Annotated in this window: 16 protein-coding genes; 7 read left to right on the top strand and 9 right to left on the bottom strand. The window is 46.2% G+C overall.

The genetic code is table 11. The features are described 5' to 3' along the window. Nucleotides 1-78: 78 nt before the first annotated feature. Both CMR00_07760 and CMR00_07755 read right to left on the bottom strand, forming a co-directional pair. The gene (locus CMR00_07760) at nucleotides 79-3,192 is read right to left on the bottom strand and encodes an acriflavin resistance protein (protein PIO47881.1); all 3,114 of its coding nucleotides are present in this window, start codon (nucleotides 3,190-3,192) and stop codon (nucleotides 79-81) included. Nucleotides 3,193-3,266: 74 nt separating this feature from the next. Next, on the bottom strand, nucleotides 3,267-4,346 hold the full coding sequence (locus CMR00_07755; GenBank protein ID PIO47880.1) for an efflux transporter periplasmic adaptor subunit: 1,080 nt from the start codon (nucleotides 4,344-4,346) through the stop codon (nucleotides 3,267-3,269). A 134-nt stretch (nucleotides 4,347-4,480) separates the two neighbouring features. Here CMR00_07755 and CMR00_07750 point away from each other — a divergent pair, with 134 nt between their 5' ends. Continuing rightward, nucleotides 4,481-5,935: an endonuclease gene (locus CMR00_07750; GenBank protein PIO47879.1), complete on the top strand. Its 1,455-nt coding sequence runs from the start codon at nucleotides 4,481-4,483 to the stop codon at nucleotides 5,933-5,935. A 41-nt stretch (nucleotides 5,936-5,976) separates the two neighbouring features. On the opposite strand, the gene CMR00_07745 is transcribed toward CMR00_07750, so the two are convergent. Further along, nucleotides 5,977-6,906, bottom strand: a complete 930-nt coding sequence (locus CMR00_07745; GenBank protein ID PIO47878.1) for an EamA family transporter — start codon at nucleotides 6,904-6,906, stop codon at nucleotides 5,977-5,979. Nucleotides 6,907-7,345: 439 nt separating this feature from the next. Between CMR00_07745 and CMR00_07740 the strand changes: the two genes are divergently transcribed. Then, nucleotides 7,346-7,807, top strand: coding sequence for an SsrA-binding protein (locus CMR00_07740; GenBank protein ID PIO47877.1), 462 nt, complete (start codon nucleotides 7,346-7,348; stop codon nucleotides 7,805-7,807). A 17-nt stretch (nucleotides 7,808-7,824) separates the two neighbouring features. On the opposite strand, the gene CMR00_07735 is transcribed toward CMR00_07740, so the two are convergent. The 3 genes from CMR00_07735 to CMR00_07725 all read right to left on the bottom strand — a co-directional run bounded on the left by CMR00_07735 (nucleotide 7,825) and on the right by CMR00_07725 (nucleotide 9,510). Then, on the bottom strand, nucleotides 7,825-8,091 hold the full coding sequence (locus CMR00_07735; protein PIO47876.1) for a 50S ribosomal protein L27: 267 nt from the start codon (nucleotides 8,089-8,091) through the stop codon (nucleotides 7,825-7,827). Nucleotides 8,092-8,170: 79 nt separating this feature from the next. Continuing rightward, nucleotides 8,171-8,467, bottom strand: coding sequence for a 50S ribosomal protein L21 (gene rplU / locus CMR00_07730; protein PIO47875.1), 297 nt, complete (start codon nucleotides 8,465-8,467; stop codon nucleotides 8,171-8,173). Between the two features lie 155 nt (nucleotides 8,468-8,622). Then, complete coding sequence (locus tag CMR00_07725; protein PIO47874.1) at nucleotides 8,623-9,510, bottom strand: hypothetical protein; 888 nt, start codon at nucleotides 9,508-9,510, stop codon at nucleotides 8,623-8,625. A gap of 221 nt (nucleotides 9,511-9,731) precedes the next feature. Here CMR00_07725 and thiG point away from each other — a divergent pair, with 221 nt between their 5' ends. The 3 genes from thiG to thiE are packed head-to-tail and all read left to right on the top strand — an operon-like array spanning nucleotide 9,732 to nucleotide 11,824. Then, nucleotides 9,732-10,508, top strand: a complete 777-nt coding sequence (gene thiG / locus CMR00_07720; protein ID PIO47873.1) for a thiazole synthase — start codon at nucleotides 9,732-9,734, stop codon at nucleotides 10,506-10,508. Then, nucleotides 10,505-11,164: a thiamine phosphate synthase gene (locus CMR00_07715; protein PIO47872.1), complete on the top strand. Its 660-nt coding sequence runs from the start codon at nucleotides 10,505-10,507 to the stop codon at nucleotides 11,162-11,164. The genes thiG and CMR00_07715 overlap by 4 nt, the downstream gene beginning before the upstream one ends. 27 nt (nucleotides 11,165-11,191) lie before the next feature. Further along, nucleotides 11,192-11,824 (top strand): thiamine phosphate synthase, encoded by a 633-nt coding sequence (gene thiE / locus CMR00_07710; GenBank protein PIO47924.1) that lies wholly within the window; start codon nucleotides 11,192-11,194, stop codon nucleotides 11,822-11,824. Nucleotides 11,825-11,826: 2 nt separating this feature from the next. On the opposite strand, the gene CMR00_07705 is transcribed toward thiE, so the two are convergent. Next, entirely contained in the window at nucleotides 11,827-13,176 is a 1,350-nt protein-coding gene (locus CMR00_07705) for a carboxypeptidase (GenBank protein PIO47871.1), read from the bottom strand. Between the two features lie 86 nt (nucleotides 13,177-13,262). On the opposite strand from CMR00_07705, the gene CMR00_07700 reads away from it, so the two are divergent. Together CMR00_07700 and CMR00_07695 are read left to right on the top strand one after the other, a co-directional pair. Continuing rightward, nucleotides 13,263-13,466: a hypothetical protein gene (locus CMR00_07700; protein ID PIO47870.1), complete on the top strand. Its 204-nt coding sequence runs from the start codon at nucleotides 13,263-13,265 to the stop codon at nucleotides 13,464-13,466. Then, a complete protein-coding gene (locus tag CMR00_07695; protein ID PIO47869.1) occupies nucleotides 13,460-13,936 on the top strand; it encodes an ABC transporter permease in 477 nt (158 codons plus the stop codon). Before CMR00_07700 ends, CMR00_07695 begins: the two co-directional genes overlap by 7 nt. Before the next feature lie 43 nt (nucleotides 13,937-13,979). Here CMR00_07695 and CMR00_07690 read toward each other — a convergent pair whose 3' ends face one another. Continuing rightward, entirely contained in the window at nucleotides 13,980-14,186 is a 207-nt protein-coding gene (locus CMR00_07690) for a hypothetical protein (GenBank protein PIO47868.1), read from the bottom strand. 186 nt (nucleotides 14,187-14,372) lie between these two features. Continuing rightward, on the bottom strand, nucleotides 14,373-14,924 hold the full coding sequence (locus tag CMR00_07685; protein PIO47867.1) for a hypothetical protein: 552 nt from the start codon (nucleotides 14,922-14,924) through the stop codon (nucleotides 14,373-14,375). Between the last annotated feature and the right edge of the window lie 175 nt (nucleotides 14,925-15,099).

Genomic DNA, 15,099 nt, shown 5'->3' with positions numbered 1-15,099 from the left:
AAGCAGAAGCAAAAATGGGCAGAGTGCTCGCTCTGCCCTTTAATTTTTGAAGAATGTTTGAAGTCGGGAGCCCTGTTCTCAAACAACACTTGCAGGGTCTTTTTGAGCGATAAGTGGCTCTGAGTATTCGTCTTGCAAAGCTGATGCGGTTTTGGGTTTGGCAAGGTAGCAATACATGGTGGGCACAACATAAAGCGTGAGCAAAGTGGAGATAAGCATCCCGCCCACGACCGCAATGCCCATGGACACACGGCTTTCGGCGCCAGCACCAAGCGCAAGAGCAATCGGCAAAAATCCTAAAATCGTAGAAAGGCTAGTCATCAGAATTGGACGAAAGCGTGCCACAGCCGCATCTTGAAGTGCTTCAAGTTGATCCAAACCAGAGAGGCAGCGTTGGTTAGCAAACTCCACAATCAAAATCCCGTTCTTTGTAACCAAGCCAATGAGCATGATAATGCCAATTTGGCTGAAAATGTTGAGCGTTTGATTGAAGTACCACAGCGAAAGCAATGCGCCTAAGAGTGCAAGCGGTACGGTAAGAAGAATGATAAAAGGATCACGAAAACTCTCGAACTGAGCAGCAAGAATAAGGTAGATGAGTAAAAGCGCAAGGGCGAAAGCAAAGAAAAGGCTTGAGGAACTTTCTGCATAATCTTTTGAGACACCAGCAAGTGATGTGCTAAATGATTCATCGAGAACGCGTTGCGCAATAGCATCCATAGCAGCAATCCCATCGCTTAGCGTGTAGCCTTTGGCAAGCCCGGCAGAGACGGTGGCAGAAACATAGCGATTGTAGCGATAGAGCTGCGGTGGACTGGAGTCTTCGACAAGTGTAACCACATTGTCGAGCTGAATCATGTCGCCGTTGCGGTTTTTGACATAAAGTGATTTGAGGTCAATCGGCTCATCACGGCGGGCACGGGAGAGTTGTCCGATAACTTGGTACTGCTTGCCATTGAAGATGAAATATCCAAAGCGTTGCCCACTGAATGCAGATTGCAGAGTCTGGGCAACATCACCGACTGACACCCCTAAGATCCGTGCTTTTTCACGGTTGATCAAGACTTGAAGCTCTGGCTTATTGAATTTGAGATTGACATCGACAACGCCGCCGAATTCAGGACGCTTGCGCGCTTCATCTAAAAATTTCGGAAGAAAGTCCTTGATTTTCTCAATCGTTGGCGCTTGAAGCACATACTGTACTGGCAGCCCTGCGCGTCCAATGCCGCCACCAATGGATTGCTCTTGCAAAACAAAGGTGCGCCCAATCGTGTATTTATTTACAAGGCTTTGCAGCTTGTCGGCTATCTCTTGTTGAGTCCGCGCACGCTCTTCAGGCGTTTTCAAAATCACACGCACAAAACCGCTGTTGACTGCTGCCGAACTTCTCCCAGATGCCGTAACCACAATAATGCCTTCCGACTCATCACCGACTTCCTGATGAATGCCCTCATAGAGCAGATCCATGAAAGCGTTCATATACTCAAATGAAGTGCCTTCAGGCGCAGTAACTGACATTCGAATGGAACTACGATCTTCGAGTGGAGCAAGTTCAGATTTGAGCACAGAGCCAAACAGCACGATGAGTGCAAACGCCAGCACTGCAATGCACAGACCAGCCCAACGATGCTGTAAAAACCAAGCAAGAGAACGCCGATAGCGTTCCGTGAGTGAAGAAAAGAACGGTTCAAGCAGGTTATAGAACTTGCTATGCTCACTTTTCTTGAGCAGACGGCTACTGAGCATCGGCGTTAGCGTGAGAGCAACAAATGCAGAGATAATGACTGAACCAGCAATAACTAGACCAAATTCTCGAAACAATCGACCCGTCAAGCCTTGAAGAAAGATGACCGGCAAAAATACCGCAGCCAGAACAATCGTCGTTGAGATTACAGCAAAAAAGATTTCCGATGAACCTTTAAGTGCCGCTTGAATGGGCGACATGCCCTGCTCAACTTTGGCATAGATGTTCTCTAAGACGATAATCGCATCATCGACCACGAGACCAATCGCTAAAACGATTGCCAAAAGCGTCAGCACATTGATCGAAAAATTCAGCAGATACATGATAAAGAATGCGCCGATGAGCGAAATTGGAATGGCAATGACAGGAATAAGCGTGGAGCGCCAATTGCGCAGAAAAATGAAAATGATAAGGACAACAAGTCCAAAGGCAATAAAAATCGTCTCAATAACTTCTCGAATAGAAGCGCGAATGAATTGGGTCGAATCAAAACTGATTTTAAGCTGAATGTCATCGGGCAATTCTTTTTTGATAGCTTCAAGTCGCTTAACAGCTTCATCGGCAATAGAGATGTTGTTGGCGCCGGGTTGCGGGACAAGCACAACCACAACCATCGGGATGCCATCGCGTTTGAGGCGAGAGCGCTCATTTTCGGGAGCAAGTTCGGCATATCCAATATCTTTGAAGCGAATCGTTCTTCCTTCAACTTGCTTGATAATTAGCTCGTTGAAATCGTTAGGAGTTTGAAGTCGTCCAATGGTGCGAATGCTAAGTTCTGTGGTGTTGCCTTCTATCCTGCCTGAAGGTAGTTCAACATTTTCAGCATTCAGGGCAGCACGCACATCGAGGGGGGTCAGAGCATAAGCTGCAAGTTTAGCAGGATCCATCCAGAGGCGCATGGAGTAGCGCTTTTCGCCCCAAATCATCACTTCACTGACGCCGTTGATCGTCTGTAAGCGTTCTTTGATGATGTTACGTGCAATGTCAGAGACTTCCAAAATGTTGCGCGTATCGGATTGAACCGCAATACCCATAATTGGGTCAGCATTCGCATCGGCTTTCGTAACAACAGGCGGGTCGCAGTCGGGAGGAAGTAAGCGCACGGCGCGCGAAACTCTATCGCGTACATCGTTTGCCGCATCTTCCAAACTGACATCAAGATTGAACTCAACAGTAATGGTACTGCTGCCATCCGCACTGGTGGAGGTAATCGTGCGAATACCTTGTGCACCGTTGATTGATTCTTCAAGCGGTTCAGTGATCTGCGATTCAACAATACTAGCATTTGCACCAACATAACTGGTGCTCACCGTGATAATCGGCGGGTCTACAGCAGGATACTCGCGAACACCAAGAAAGAGAAATCCAGTCGCTCCCAGCAAAACAATGATAAGCGATAGGACAATAGCTAAGACAGGACGACGAATGCAAGTAGCTGAAAGACTCATGTCGACAGGTATTAGAGTGAATCAAGAGAGCTTCAATAGCCAAAACAAAAAAAGAACATTGCAGCGTTGCGCTTTCAATCGGAATCTGTCCCTAATTGAAAGTCTGTAAAATACACGCTCGTGCCTGGACGCAGTTGCAAAATACCAGTCGTAATGACCGTATCACCATCGGAGAGCCCAGAGAGAACTTGAACTTCTCGGTCTGTGCGTGTGCCGATTTCCACAGGCTTCGGTTCCGCTTTACCTTGCTTGGCGACAAAGACTTTTTGACCTTTGAGTTCCGCAATAACCGCTTCACTTGGAATCATCACCGCATCTTCAGCCTGCTGCATAAGAAGTTCGACTTCGGCAAATGCTCCGGGAAGAACATGAAGATCACGGTTGGGATAAATCGCACGAATAGGCAAGGTGCGTGTGTTGGGATCAATTTTTGGCTCAATAGCATAGACCTCCCCTTCAAGCGTGCGGTTTACACTTTGAGTGTTGAACAAGACTTTATCGCCTTTGCGGACCATGGTGGCATATTTTTCGGGAATTGCAAAATCGATTTTCAAAGGTCGCAAATTTTGAATGCTTGCAATGCGAGTGGAAGGTGAAATATAACTGCCAACACTCACATAACGCAGTCCCACAACGCCATCAAAGGGGGCACGGATTTCAGTCTTATCGATTTGTGCACGAATAATTTCGACTTCAGCTTTCAGCGTGTTGAGTTCATTGAAGGCGATGTCATACTCTTCTTGACTGATAGCTTTTTCAGCTAACAATTTGCGCTGACGCTCTTCGCGTGTTGTGGCAAGTTTCAAGCGAGAAAGAGAGCGTTGCAACTGAGCTTGCAGTTCCGCATCATTGATCTTAACCAGCAGAGTCCCTTTTCGAACAAATGTGCCCTCCTGAAAAAGAATCTTCGTGATCACGCCAGAGATCTCAGAGCGCAGTTCAACTTCTTCACTGGCGACAAGTGTACCAGCCGAAAGCACGCGATTTTCCACTTTACGCTTCTGCACCACATAGCCTTGCACAGGTAAAACCATGGACGCCGGTGTGCTGCGTGCAACAGGACTGGAAGATGATGTCGATGGCTTGAGACGCAGCCACAAAAGTAGACTAATAACGCCAAGAACACTGATGCCTATCAGAAGCTTTTTCAACATTCACTTAGAAGTTCGTTATTTTGACAGCAGATGTTCGCCGTATAGGCGGTAAAACTCTAAAACCGAAAAAACTACTCGCACCCGTGCAACCCATCGGGTCGAACTTTTTAACATCAAATAAAGCTCGTGAATTTATGATTTCATTTCTCGCTTCCAAAACAGGTTTGTGCAAAAAAAGTGTGCTTTTGGTCAGTGGTATCCTGCTCGGCACGCTATTCGGCGCAGGCTGTTTCTCTAAATCAGGACAAGCAGATCCAGAACGCAAAGCCAATGTAACAAAGCAAACACGCGTCGAGAGCTCTTCTCAAAGTACGCAAACAAACAAAATAAGTTTAAATGAAAGCACTACGAAGCAACCTGTGCAAGCAGAGCCCATGGTGGAAGATTTTGAGATGGGCGCAAAGGGCAGCTATAAAAGTGCGACAGTTCGTCTGAAGACAGGTGAGTGGCTGTTTGATGAGGCATTGATTGGTAGCGAGGAGCGAGATCGCAAAAATGGCAACAGTGCTGCAAGGCTTAGAGGACTGGCAAAACTTACCATGCTCTTTGACTATCCGAACGGTGCAAGCCGTGTGTCAATCAAGCATGGCGTCTATGGTAATGATGAAGCAGGCAAGTGGTCGCTCTGGCTTTCGACAAATAGTGGCAATTCATGGAGGCGTGTAGGCACAAGTGTGCAGGCAAGTGCGAAAGACTTGCAGACGGAGACATTTGCGGTCAATGTCAGTGGCAAGGTACGCTTTGAGATTCGCGCCGAACTCTCGGAAAAATCGCGTATAAATATCGATGACTTTGTTATCACGCCACTTGATAACACTGCGCCACAAACCAAAGCTGAACCGCCACCTGCACCTGCAGCCGCAAGCGTTGAGGCGCGCATTCAAAAACAAATTGAGCTCGGCATGCCAACGGGCGCCTCGCCCGAGTATATTATTCGCCGTCCACAGTATGTTATCTCCTACAACCGTGACCTGAATGTCGCAAATTGGGCATGCTGGCATGTCAATGCCGAAAGTTTTGGACCCGTGCCACGCTTTCAAGGTAACTTTCTCACCGATAATAGTCTCCCAACAGGATTCTACCGCGTAACGCACCAAGATTATACCGGCAGTGGCTATGACCGCGGACATATCGTCCGTTCGCAGGAACGCACCGCCACACGTGAAGACAACGACGCCACGTTCTATCTTACCAACATTTTGCCTCAGACGCCTGACCTCAATCAAGGCGTATGGAACGCATTTGAACTCTACTGTGAAAAACTAGCTAAACAGCAAAAGGAGCTGTATATCACCGCAGGGGGCACGTTCGACAAAAATCCACCAAGACTAAAAGGCAAAGTTGCCATACCAAAGAGCACATGGAAAATTGTAGTGGTCTTAGACCGTGGTCAGGGCTTGAAAGATATCACCAAAGACACAAGGGTAATTGCGGTTGATATGCCAAACCTCAATGGTGTGCGCAATGATGACTGGCGCAAGTATCGTGTAAGTGTAGCGGAGTTGGAGCGCAGAACAGGGCTGAAGTTTCTGACCGCAGTGCCTGAAGAGGTGCGCAAAGTACTTATAGAGAAAATAGATGCAGACTAAAAAATGCAGAGCACAACCTCATGCATGGCTCTTGCAAGAAACTACCTTGTCGGGGGACTTGTGGCATTTGAAAACTTCATTGTCCAGAGGTTTTGCACGAAGATTGCGGCGATAATGATGGCGCCACCGATGAATGTGAAAAGAGAAGGTATTTCGCCAACAATCAGAAATGCCCAGAGCGGGTTGAGGACAGGTTCGAGCATGCTAATGAGGGCGGCGTCTAAAGCCCGCAGCACACGAATAGCTTTTGCAAAAAGAATGTAAGGAATGGCAATTTGAAAGATGCCGAGGAAAGCAACAATAATGCTATCGGCGGTAGAGATGGCAAAGCCGAAATAAACGTCGGGATGCATAACGCCTTTGGGGTTAGAAAAAGATTGCCAAGCCACGATGCCAGCGCAGATGATGATAATCCAAAAATTGCCTAAAAGTATAGCTTGTGTGGGTTCAGCGTGTCGCTGTTTGCGCAACAAAACGGTCATGAATGCAAATGCAACGCCTGAGAGTGCCGCTAAAGTGTTGCCCAAATAGCCTTCAACAGAGAGTTGATCTAGAAAAAAAACTGCCATGCCTGCAATGCAAAAAACACAGCGAAAAATTTGTGCTTTGCTCATCGCTTCATTTAAGATGAAGCGGGCAAGCACGAGGATATAAATCGGTGCGGCATATTGTAGGAGAATGGCATTAGCGGCTGTAGTAAGTTTGGTGCCAGCTACGAAAAACACTAGTGTCGCCGAGTAAGCAAGCGAAGCGAGAATGTTGTTTAGGCTGAATTGCAGATGCTTGGGCTTGGTAATGGCAGCAATCGTGATGGCAGCAAAGAGAGAACGCCAAAAGGAAGTCTGGAACGAATCAAGTTGAACGAGTTTAATAAACGCGCCACCTGTGCTCCAAAGTAGAGCAGCAAGCGTGACATAAAAAATGCCTTTCAGCCGATCTTCATCGCTTGCCGAAAGCGTGTAGCGGTCCATCGTGCATTTTGAAAATGAAAAATCTGAAAGTATAAGATAGCAAAAAAAACAGTGCAACGAAGTTAAACAAATCACTTGCGCTGCCAAGAGAGTTATTCAAAATTGAACTGCAAGCGGTTGCAGAAAATTCGTAGAAATAAAAGTGGGCTACCCCCCTAACATAGGTAGCCCACTGCGGCTGGAGAGAAGCTGTAAGAAGGAACACTGCAGTGGTATCTCACAAATTGCGTGCCAAAATGATGAATGCAAGGGAAGAGAAGTTTGAGCGTGAAAAGCCTTGAAATTGCGTGTTAGCCGCAGCGCGTTTTAATCGTTAAAGCTACCACTTAAAGCGCGGATGTGGAAAAATCAATCCAAAAAGTGTAGAGTTTTCAGAGCAGCGTGCACATTTTTTTTAAGGAGAATGTCTCAAAACATGTTGTAAAATTAAACAGTCGTTATGAAAAAAACATCCAAGTCAGAGTTTGCCAGAACCATACATAACCGCAAGGCGCGGCACGAATATGAAGTACTTGAGACGCTCGAGGCGGGCATTGCCCTCAAAGGGGCGGAAGTCAAATCCATTCGTCAGGGCAGAGCCAGTCTGGACGATAGTTTTGCTTTGCTGCGCAATAACGAGGTAACGCTCGAAAATATGCAAATCACGCCCTATGAGCATGCGACCATAGAGCCGCAAGACCCTAAGCGCAGCCGCAAGCTTTTATTGCACAAAGCAGAAATTCTCAAACTCAAGCCGAAGGTTCAGGAAAAGGGCTTATCGCTTGTGCCGCTAAAACTTTACTTTAACGACCGTGGCAAAGCCAAGTTAGAGCTGGCGCTAGTGCGTGGTAAAAAACTGCACGACAAGCGCGAGACCATCAAGCAGCGAGATATAGAGCGCGAAATGCGACGTGGTGAGTAAAGCGCAGAAGACAACGCTTACTGCGCTGTAAGTATGGGATCAATGCTGACAAAGACACGGTCGTTTTTGCCGCGCTTAAAAGTAACTTTGCCATCTTTTAAGGCATAAATGGTGTGGTCTTTGCCCACACCGACATACTTCCCGGGCTTGTAAATTGTCCCACGCTGACGAACAATAATGGAGCCAGCGCTGACAAGTTCGCCACCAAAGGCTTTGATGCCAAGATATTTCGGGTTGCTATCACGACCGTTTTTGGTTGAACCTGCGCCTTTCTTGTGAGCCATAATGCGTCTGAGAAGATAATGATTGAAACAGAGATGAACGAAACGATTGATACTTACTTATGACTTATGTTACGCAGCGCTACGCAATTGAAAGAATTTCAAGTTCCGTGAAGGCTTGACGGTGCCCGCGCGTTCTGCGGTAACGCTTGCGACGTTTCTTTTTGAAGACCGTGATTTTCTCACCTTTAAGATGACGAAGCACTTTGGCTGTAACAGATGCCTTCGGAGAAAGAAAAGCTGTGGTGCCATCGCTGGTGAGAAGGACCTTATCTATGGTGAGTGTTTCACCTTCCGCTGCCTTTTGCTTCGGAACAAAAATTTTATCGCCTTGCTGAACAAAAAATTGCTTATCCGAAATGGCTACAAGCGCTTTCATGGTGTTTCTTGTTTAGAAAAATGAGCCGCAAATATAGGGCTTATTCTTCGTAAATCCAAGTCGTTAGCTGTCTTTTTTAGAATCTTCAACAGAAAGAGCAAGACCACGTTTTTTAGCTTGCTTGTGGTGATACATAGACTTGTCGGCAAGTTCAATCAAATTCTCGTAGCCCTCGCTGCTACTGCTGATACCGACCGAGAACGAAAGTTCGCATGGAAATTGCCCTTTTTGTTAAACGCCTCTAAAGCTTTTTGAATGCGCGCAAATGTTACCTTAGCTTGTGCTTCGTCTGTTTCAGGCATCACAACGACAAATTCATCACCGCCGAAGCGACCAATAATATCGGAGGCGCGCAACTGCTGCTTAAGTAAATCACTAATACAGACCAGCGCAAAATCGCCCATCTTATGCCCATATTTGTCATTGATCTCCTTAAACTTATCAATATCGATCATGGCAACCGATAAGGGACGCTTGTATCGAGAGGCACTATGGATTTCATGTTCAAAAAGTTCAGTGAAACGGTGACGATTGTAGACACCCGTGAGAAAATCTTTATTTGCACGTTCTTCGAGCTGCTGTTGAAGTTGGAGATTGAGCATCTCAAACTTGTGCTTTTCCATCACTTGGTCAATCGTAATGTGCAGGGCTTTGTAGTACTCCCCAGTTTTGGTAACATAATCTTTAGCGCCAGCTTTCATAATTTCAACTGCAACAGCTTCTGAGCCTAAACCGGTAATCACGACGACAGGTATAAAGCGGCTAATGCCTTGAATACGACGTAAGATGTCAAGACCATTCTGGTCGGGCAGGTTGTAGTCCAGAAGTACGATATCGAAGCGAGAAGGATTTTCGCGAATCCACTCAATGCCTTGCTCACCAGAGTTTGTGACCTCAACTTGGTAGCGACCTTTGGCTTGCAGATGACTTTTGACGAGGAAACTGTGATCAACATTATCTTCAATGAGCAAAACCTTAAAGGTGTCTTGGTTAGACATCGTGATAAAATTGCGAACAGATTGGTAACTGGGCTGCATATTCATACTAAAAACCTCCTAACAAGCCCAACGGCTGCTGGCGTTATGTGAAAGACATTTTTTGAACTTTTTGACACTTACCCTTTCAAAGAAGAAATTAACGAATTAAGCGATGTTAGGGTTGACTGACCTTTGGTGAAGTTAAAAAGTTTTTTCATTTAAGCAACACTTAGCGAAGCAAGAGAAAACTCGCTTAACTTTGCAGCATTCAAACAAAAGAGAAAACCATGAGTGACCTAAGTATTGCAGGAAGGACATTTCACTCGCGCTTGCTTGTGGGAACAGCAAAATATCCTAATCCGCAAACCATGCTTGATGCGATTGAAGCCAGTGGTGCTGAAATTGTTACGCTGGCTATAAGGCGCATTGATGTGCACAATGCAACAACTGAAAGCATCGTCAAGTATCTTGAAGAGAAAAATCTCTTCTTTTTGCCGAACACAGCAGGATGTTACACTGCCAAAGATGCAGTGCTCACCGCGCAACTTGCCCGCGAAGCCCTGAACACAAACTGGATAAAGCTCGAAGTCATTGGCGACGATGAGACACTTTTCCCTGACACTGTGGAATTGCTCAAAGCTGCCGAACTCTTGCTCAACGATGGCTTCGTTGTCCTTGCTTATACAAACGATGATCCTATCACATGTAAGAAACTCTACAACTTAGGCTGCCACGCCGTCATGCCGCTGGCATCTCCGATTGGTTCGGGAATGGGCATTCGAAATCCATACAACTTGCAAATCATACGCGAACTTTTGCCCGACATTCCCCTCATCATTGATGCTGGGATTGGCACAGCATCGGATGCAGCTATAGCGATGGAGCTGGGTTACGATGGTGTCTTGCTTAACACTGCAATTTCGCAAGCGCAGCATCCTGTGCAGATGGCAGAAGCGATGAAACTGGCTGTAAGAGCAGGGCGTCTGGCTTACGAGGCAGGACGCATTCCAAGAAAACTTTATGCAACAGCATCCAGTCCACTCGAAGGTATCATTGGACAATGAATCAAGAGGACGTGCTAGAGAAGTTGATGGTCATTACAAACCGCAAGCAAACGTGCCGACCGCTGCCAGAGTGGACGGAAGAACTCTGTGCAGCGGGTGTGCGTCTTATTCAGCTACGCGAAAAAGAGCTTGATGCTGCAGCGCTCTATCATCTTGCCCTCCAGATGCGGCGCATCACGGCACACTACGGCACGAAGTTGCTCATTAACGACCGTGCCGATGTGGCGCTGGCGGTTGAAGCCGATGGGGTCGTGATTCCTGAAACGGGATTCCCGATTCAAGTGGTCAAGAAAATCAATCCAAAGTTTCTGGTCGCAAAAAGCGTGCATAGCATTGAGGGAGCAAAAGCGGCACAAGAGCATGGTGCGCACTTCATTATCTTCGGACACATCTTTGAGACTGAATCTAAACCAGCCTTGCCTCCACGCGGACTTGCAGCACTCAAAGACGTCGTACAAAGTGTGAAAATCCCGGTCTTTGCTGTTGGCGGCATCACTGCTGCAAATGCAAAACTATGCTTAGAACATGGTGCGTTTGGTGTCGCTGTCATCTCTGAGGTTGCAACTGCTGTGGATGTAACTCAGCGCGTACAGGCGCTGCTTCGAGCGCTTGTGCAACCTGCGGCGAGCCTAAAAAGTCAAGCCGTGAAAACTTAAAATTTTGCCAAAAGCGTGCAGCATCAAATTTCAGGATTGTGCGTGATTACTGATACAACTGTGCAACAGCGGTTTTCGCACTTAGAACTGGCTGAACTTGCCATGCGCGGCGGTGCAAACATCATTCAACTGCGCGATAAACATCTGCCTGCAAAAGAACTCTTTGCACTGGCTGTTGCGATGCGTACCCTGACCTTAGCATTTGGAAAACTCTTCATTGTCAATGACCGTACCGACATTGCACTTGCTGCAAATGCAGACGGGGTACATCTTGGACAGACCGACCTGCCAATTCCTGCAGCGCGCAAAATTTTAGGCAAAGACAAAATCATCGGAGGCACTGCATCCACGCTCGAGGAGGCATTAGCTGTTGAGCGTGAAGGCGCAGATTACATCGGCTTTGGACACATTTTCCCAACGATGAGCAAAGAAAAGCCCACACCGCCAAGAGGCTTAGAGCATTTGCGCGAAGTTGTCTGTGCTGTCAAAATCCCAGTGATGGCAATCGGTGGCATCACTGTAGAAAATGCCGAGTCTGTTTTGAAGACAGGCGCACAGAGCTTGGCAGTGATTTCAGCAGTAGCCACAGCAGAATCGCCAGAGAGAACTGCAGCGCAATTTGTGAGCATAATAAAAACGCATATCGCATTACATTCTTGAAGCTAAGGCAAGTCAGCAGCAACAAACGCCATAATTGCCATTGCTGCGGCACAGCGATTGAGTTCTTCTGGGTTGAGCTTGTCTATTGTATCCGCATGCGTGTGATGATACCAAAAGTAGCGTGAGCCCTCGACCTGCAAGCCTAGACCGGGTACGCCTTGTTGCATCAGGGGAGCAATGTCAGCACCGCCGCCCCCAAGCGTGATATGGTGCGCCTCAAGAGGAATGAGCAAGTGAGAAATAGCTTGAATAATCTTCAGTACAGAATCGCGTCCAGTGAAACCAAATCCTGTCGGCTTGAAAACACCTGCGTCAGATTCAATGGCGAGCACATGTTTTTCAGTCTGGTGTGCCTCAGCATAAGCGGTTGCGCCGCGAAAGCCATTTTCTTCATTGGTCCAGAAGACAACGCGAAGTGTGCGACGCGGACGCAAGCCTAACTTGCAAATGACTTTGAGTGCGTGCCATGCAGCCACGCAGCCGCCACCATCATCCATAGCACCTTGTCCAACATCCCATGAATCAATATGACCGCCGAAGACAACGACTTCATCGGGCTTTTCGGAGCCTCGAAGTTCAGCAATCACATTGCGTGAAGGCGAGTCGGGAAGTTGCTGAGATTCCAGCACAAGTTTGACGACAATTTTTTGTCCGCGCTTTTGCATGCGTGCCAGCATTTCAGCATCTTCTAATGAAATGGCAGCATGCGGAATTTTCGGAATAGAATCAACATAAGCCATACCGCCCGTATGCGGCGAATAAAGTGAAAACGGTCCAACCGAACGAATTAAACTGGCTACAGCGCCAACTTGTGCGGCACGTTGCGCTCCGAGCACACGCACACGCACAGTTTGACCATACTGTGTAAAAGGGGTATTGAAGAGTACAATTTTGCCTTTGGCGTCACTGGCACGCATTTCTAGTTCATCGAAGTCTTTTACCACTAAAACTTCAGCGGTGATGCCTTGCTTTGGCGTCGATACGCTGCCGCCTAAGCCAAGGACAGCAATGTTGTGAACGCGTGGTGAAAGCAATTGGCAACTTTCTTTGCCGCGTACCCAACGCGGAACCATCACAGGCTCGGTGCGTACGGCATCGAAGCCGTCCGTTTTCATTTTCGCTAAGCACCAATCAATTGCGCGCTCTAAGTTTTCGGAACCGCTAAAACGCGGACCGAATGTGTCGCACAGTTCCGCCAACCGCTCAAAAGCCACACTATCTTTCATCGTGGCGGCGATGATGCGTGAAGCAATCTCGCTGTAAGCCATAGCGATTTTGGCAGAATCAACTTGAGCAGACAGGGACGGGGGAGTAAAAAGAAAGAGCGTGAGAACAAGTGCAAGATGTTTCATTGAGTGTAAAATAAAGTGATTGTGATAAAGTTTTTGCAAAAAGTATTTTCCGAAAGTTAAAAAACTGCAGTCAAAATCAGGTAAAAATGAAAGAGCTTTTGCGTTCGGCGTGGGCGGTGTTGCAAAAAGATATGCTCCTAGAAGTGCGAACGCGTTACGGCTTAAACACAATTGCATTATTCGTGTTGATTTCCGTGGCTTTGGCACTTTTTTCCTTAGCTGGTGAGGTGCTCCAACGCGAAGTGCTCGCAGCGCTGTTTTGGAACACAGTGTTTTTGCAGCAATGGTAGCCTTGCAACGCGGGTTTGTCAGTGAAGCGGAGCGACACACAGCGCTATTTCTTGCACTCTCTGCGCCGCCAACCGCTATTTTCCTCGGCAAACTTTTTTACAACAGTGCAATGGCACTATTAGTAAATGCACTTGTGGCGTTGCTTTACATTACGACATTGAATCTAGAGATTTTCAATTGGGCGATTTTTGCTTCTGCCTTGCTGCTCGGTAGTGTGGGCGCAGCAACGTCCCTAACGTTAATCAGTGCAATTGTTGCCAACGCCACATCAAAAGGCGGACTCTTTGCGGTGCTGTCTTTCCCAATCCTGTTGCCGCTGATTTTGCTGGTCGTGCGAGCAACAAAAGTTGCCACAATGGATGATGCGCCGCTAGCACGCGCCGAAACCGAACTTCAACTGCTGATTGCCTACACACTCGTCATGCTCACGCTGTCGCTTATGCTCTTTGACTTCGTGTGGGAAGAGTAGAAAAAGCTCACTTGCGTGTAGGTGCTGTTGCTCATTTCCCCTTTTATCCCGCTAATTCGGCTTTAATTTTATCCCGAAACTCCCGGTTCGTCAAGATTTTCAATTCAAATTCATTTGCTGAAACGAGTAAATTTACCATTTCTATCATGTTCAAATCGTTCAAAAAGTAAGCAAGTTCTGTTTTATTTCCTTTTTTATCAGTCGCATATAGTGCTTTAGTGAGGACAAATGGAGTTGAGCCACCTTTCATTCCAGCATGTTCTAACCATTCTCTATTAGCTGAATCTTCCAATATTCCAATAGATATTCCATGACTTCATCTAAATAGTGTTGTGATTTTTCATTAAAAAAGTTCTACTATTTATTTTCTTCATTATCGATACATAGTCATTAACTGTTGATGAAGGGAGTCGGTCAGACCATACTCTCTGAATACTCATACCCCAATCACCAATTTCTTTTTGTATGTCGTATCGGACAGTAATTTTTTATGAATTCGATTGGTAGTTTCAATGTAGTCGTTCATACTTAATTCTTTTAGCTTTGCTTCAAGCTCTTTTCCTTTTATTTCGGGGAAAAGTTCTTTGCCAACAAAAAGAGCCGAAACTATGTTATAAATTTTCGTATGATTTTTTAGACCTAAACTGTCAATTCTTGCATTGACGTTTTGAATTCCAAGTTTATTGAGCAACCATTCGGTATTCGCATTAGAACTAAATTTTATCATCCCTTTTGCTATTTCGCGGATGGAAATTTTGCCCTCTGTAATTTTGTCTTTGACTGATTTTAACCAACTTGGATGAGCGCCACCATCTGTATTTGGAATATAAAACTTGTCTAAATCAGATAATGAAACTAATTCATCAGGATTTAATTTTCCATTAGCACACTGTTCTGCATATTCAATTGCAATAATTATTTTTACTGTACTTGCCAAAGGCATGACTTTGTCGATGTTTCTATTCGCAAAAACTGTATCATTTCTCACGAGTAGAATTGATGACTTTTCTGGGTTAAGTTTTATGAAGTTTAAAATTTTATCTTTGCTTGGTGAGAAGTAATAAACTCCCGCTGCAATTATAAAACTATAATTGCAATTACAATCCTAGTTCCTATTAACAGCTTTTTTACCATATTTCGACTGTCAATGTTGCTTGTTTTGA

Source organism: [Chlorobium] sp. 445, from assembly GCA_002763895.1.
Classification (GTDB): domain Bacteria; phylum Bacteroidota; class Chlorobiia; order Chlorobiales; family Thermochlorobacteraceae; genus Thermochlorobacter.
Note: the sequence above shows the minus strand (reverse complement) of the source record. Positions and strands in the feature narration are given on the sequence as shown.

Excerpts from the sequence above, each read along its gene's own strand:
- CMR00_07690 (PIO47868.1), bottom strand. The coding sequence starts at position 14,186 with ATGAAAGGTGGCTCAACTCCATTTGTCCTCACTAAAGCACTATATGCG.
- thiG (PIO47873.1), top strand. The coding sequence starts at position 9,732 with ATGAGTGACCTAAGTATTGCAGGAAGGACATTTCACTCGCGCTTGCTT.
- CMR00_07700 (PIO47870.1), top strand. The coding sequence starts at position 13,263 with ATGAAAGAGCTTTTGCGTTCGGCGTGGGCGGTGTTGCAAAAAGATATG.
- CMR00_07755 (PIO47880.1), bottom strand. The coding sequence starts at position 4,346 with ATGTTGAAAAAGCTTCTGATAGGCATCAGTGTTCTTGGCGTTATTAGT.
- CMR00_07695 (PIO47869.1), top strand. The coding sequence starts at position 13,460 with ATGGTAGCCTTGCAACGCGGGTTTGTCAGTGAAGCGGAGCGACACACA.
- CMR00_07740 (PIO47877.1), top strand. The coding sequence starts at position 7,346 with ATGAAAAAAACATCCAAGTCAGAGTTTGCCAGAACCATACATAACCGC.
- CMR00_07725 (PIO47874.1), bottom strand. The coding sequence starts at position 9,510 with ATGAATATGCAGCCCAGTTACCAATCTGTTCGCAATTTTATCACGATG.
- CMR00_07760 (PIO47881.1), bottom strand. The coding sequence starts at position 3,192 with ATGAGTCTTTCAGCTACTTGCATTCGTCGTCCTGTCTTAGCTATTGTC.
- CMR00_07705 (PIO47871.1), bottom strand. The coding sequence starts at position 13,176 with ATGAAACATCTTGCACTTGTTCTCACGCTCTTTCTTTTTACTCCCCCG.
- rplU (PIO47875.1), bottom strand. The coding sequence starts at position 8,467 with ATGAAAGCGCTTGTAGCCATTTCGGATAAGCAATTTTTTGTTCAGCAA.
- CMR00_07745 (PIO47878.1), bottom strand. The coding sequence starts at position 6,906 with ATGGACCGCTACACGCTTTCGGCAAGCGATGAAGATCGGCTGAAAGGC.
- CMR00_07750 (PIO47879.1), top strand. The coding sequence starts at position 4,481 with ATGATTTCATTTCTCGCTTCCAAAACAGGTTTGTGCAAAAAAAGTGTG.
- CMR00_07735 (PIO47876.1), bottom strand. The coding sequence starts at position 8,091 with ATGGCTCACAAGAAAGGCGCAGGTTCAACCAAAAACGGTCGTGATAGC.
- CMR00_07715 (PIO47872.1), top strand. The coding sequence starts at position 10,505 with ATGAATCAAGAGGACGTGCTAGAGAAGTTGATGGTCATTACAAACCGC.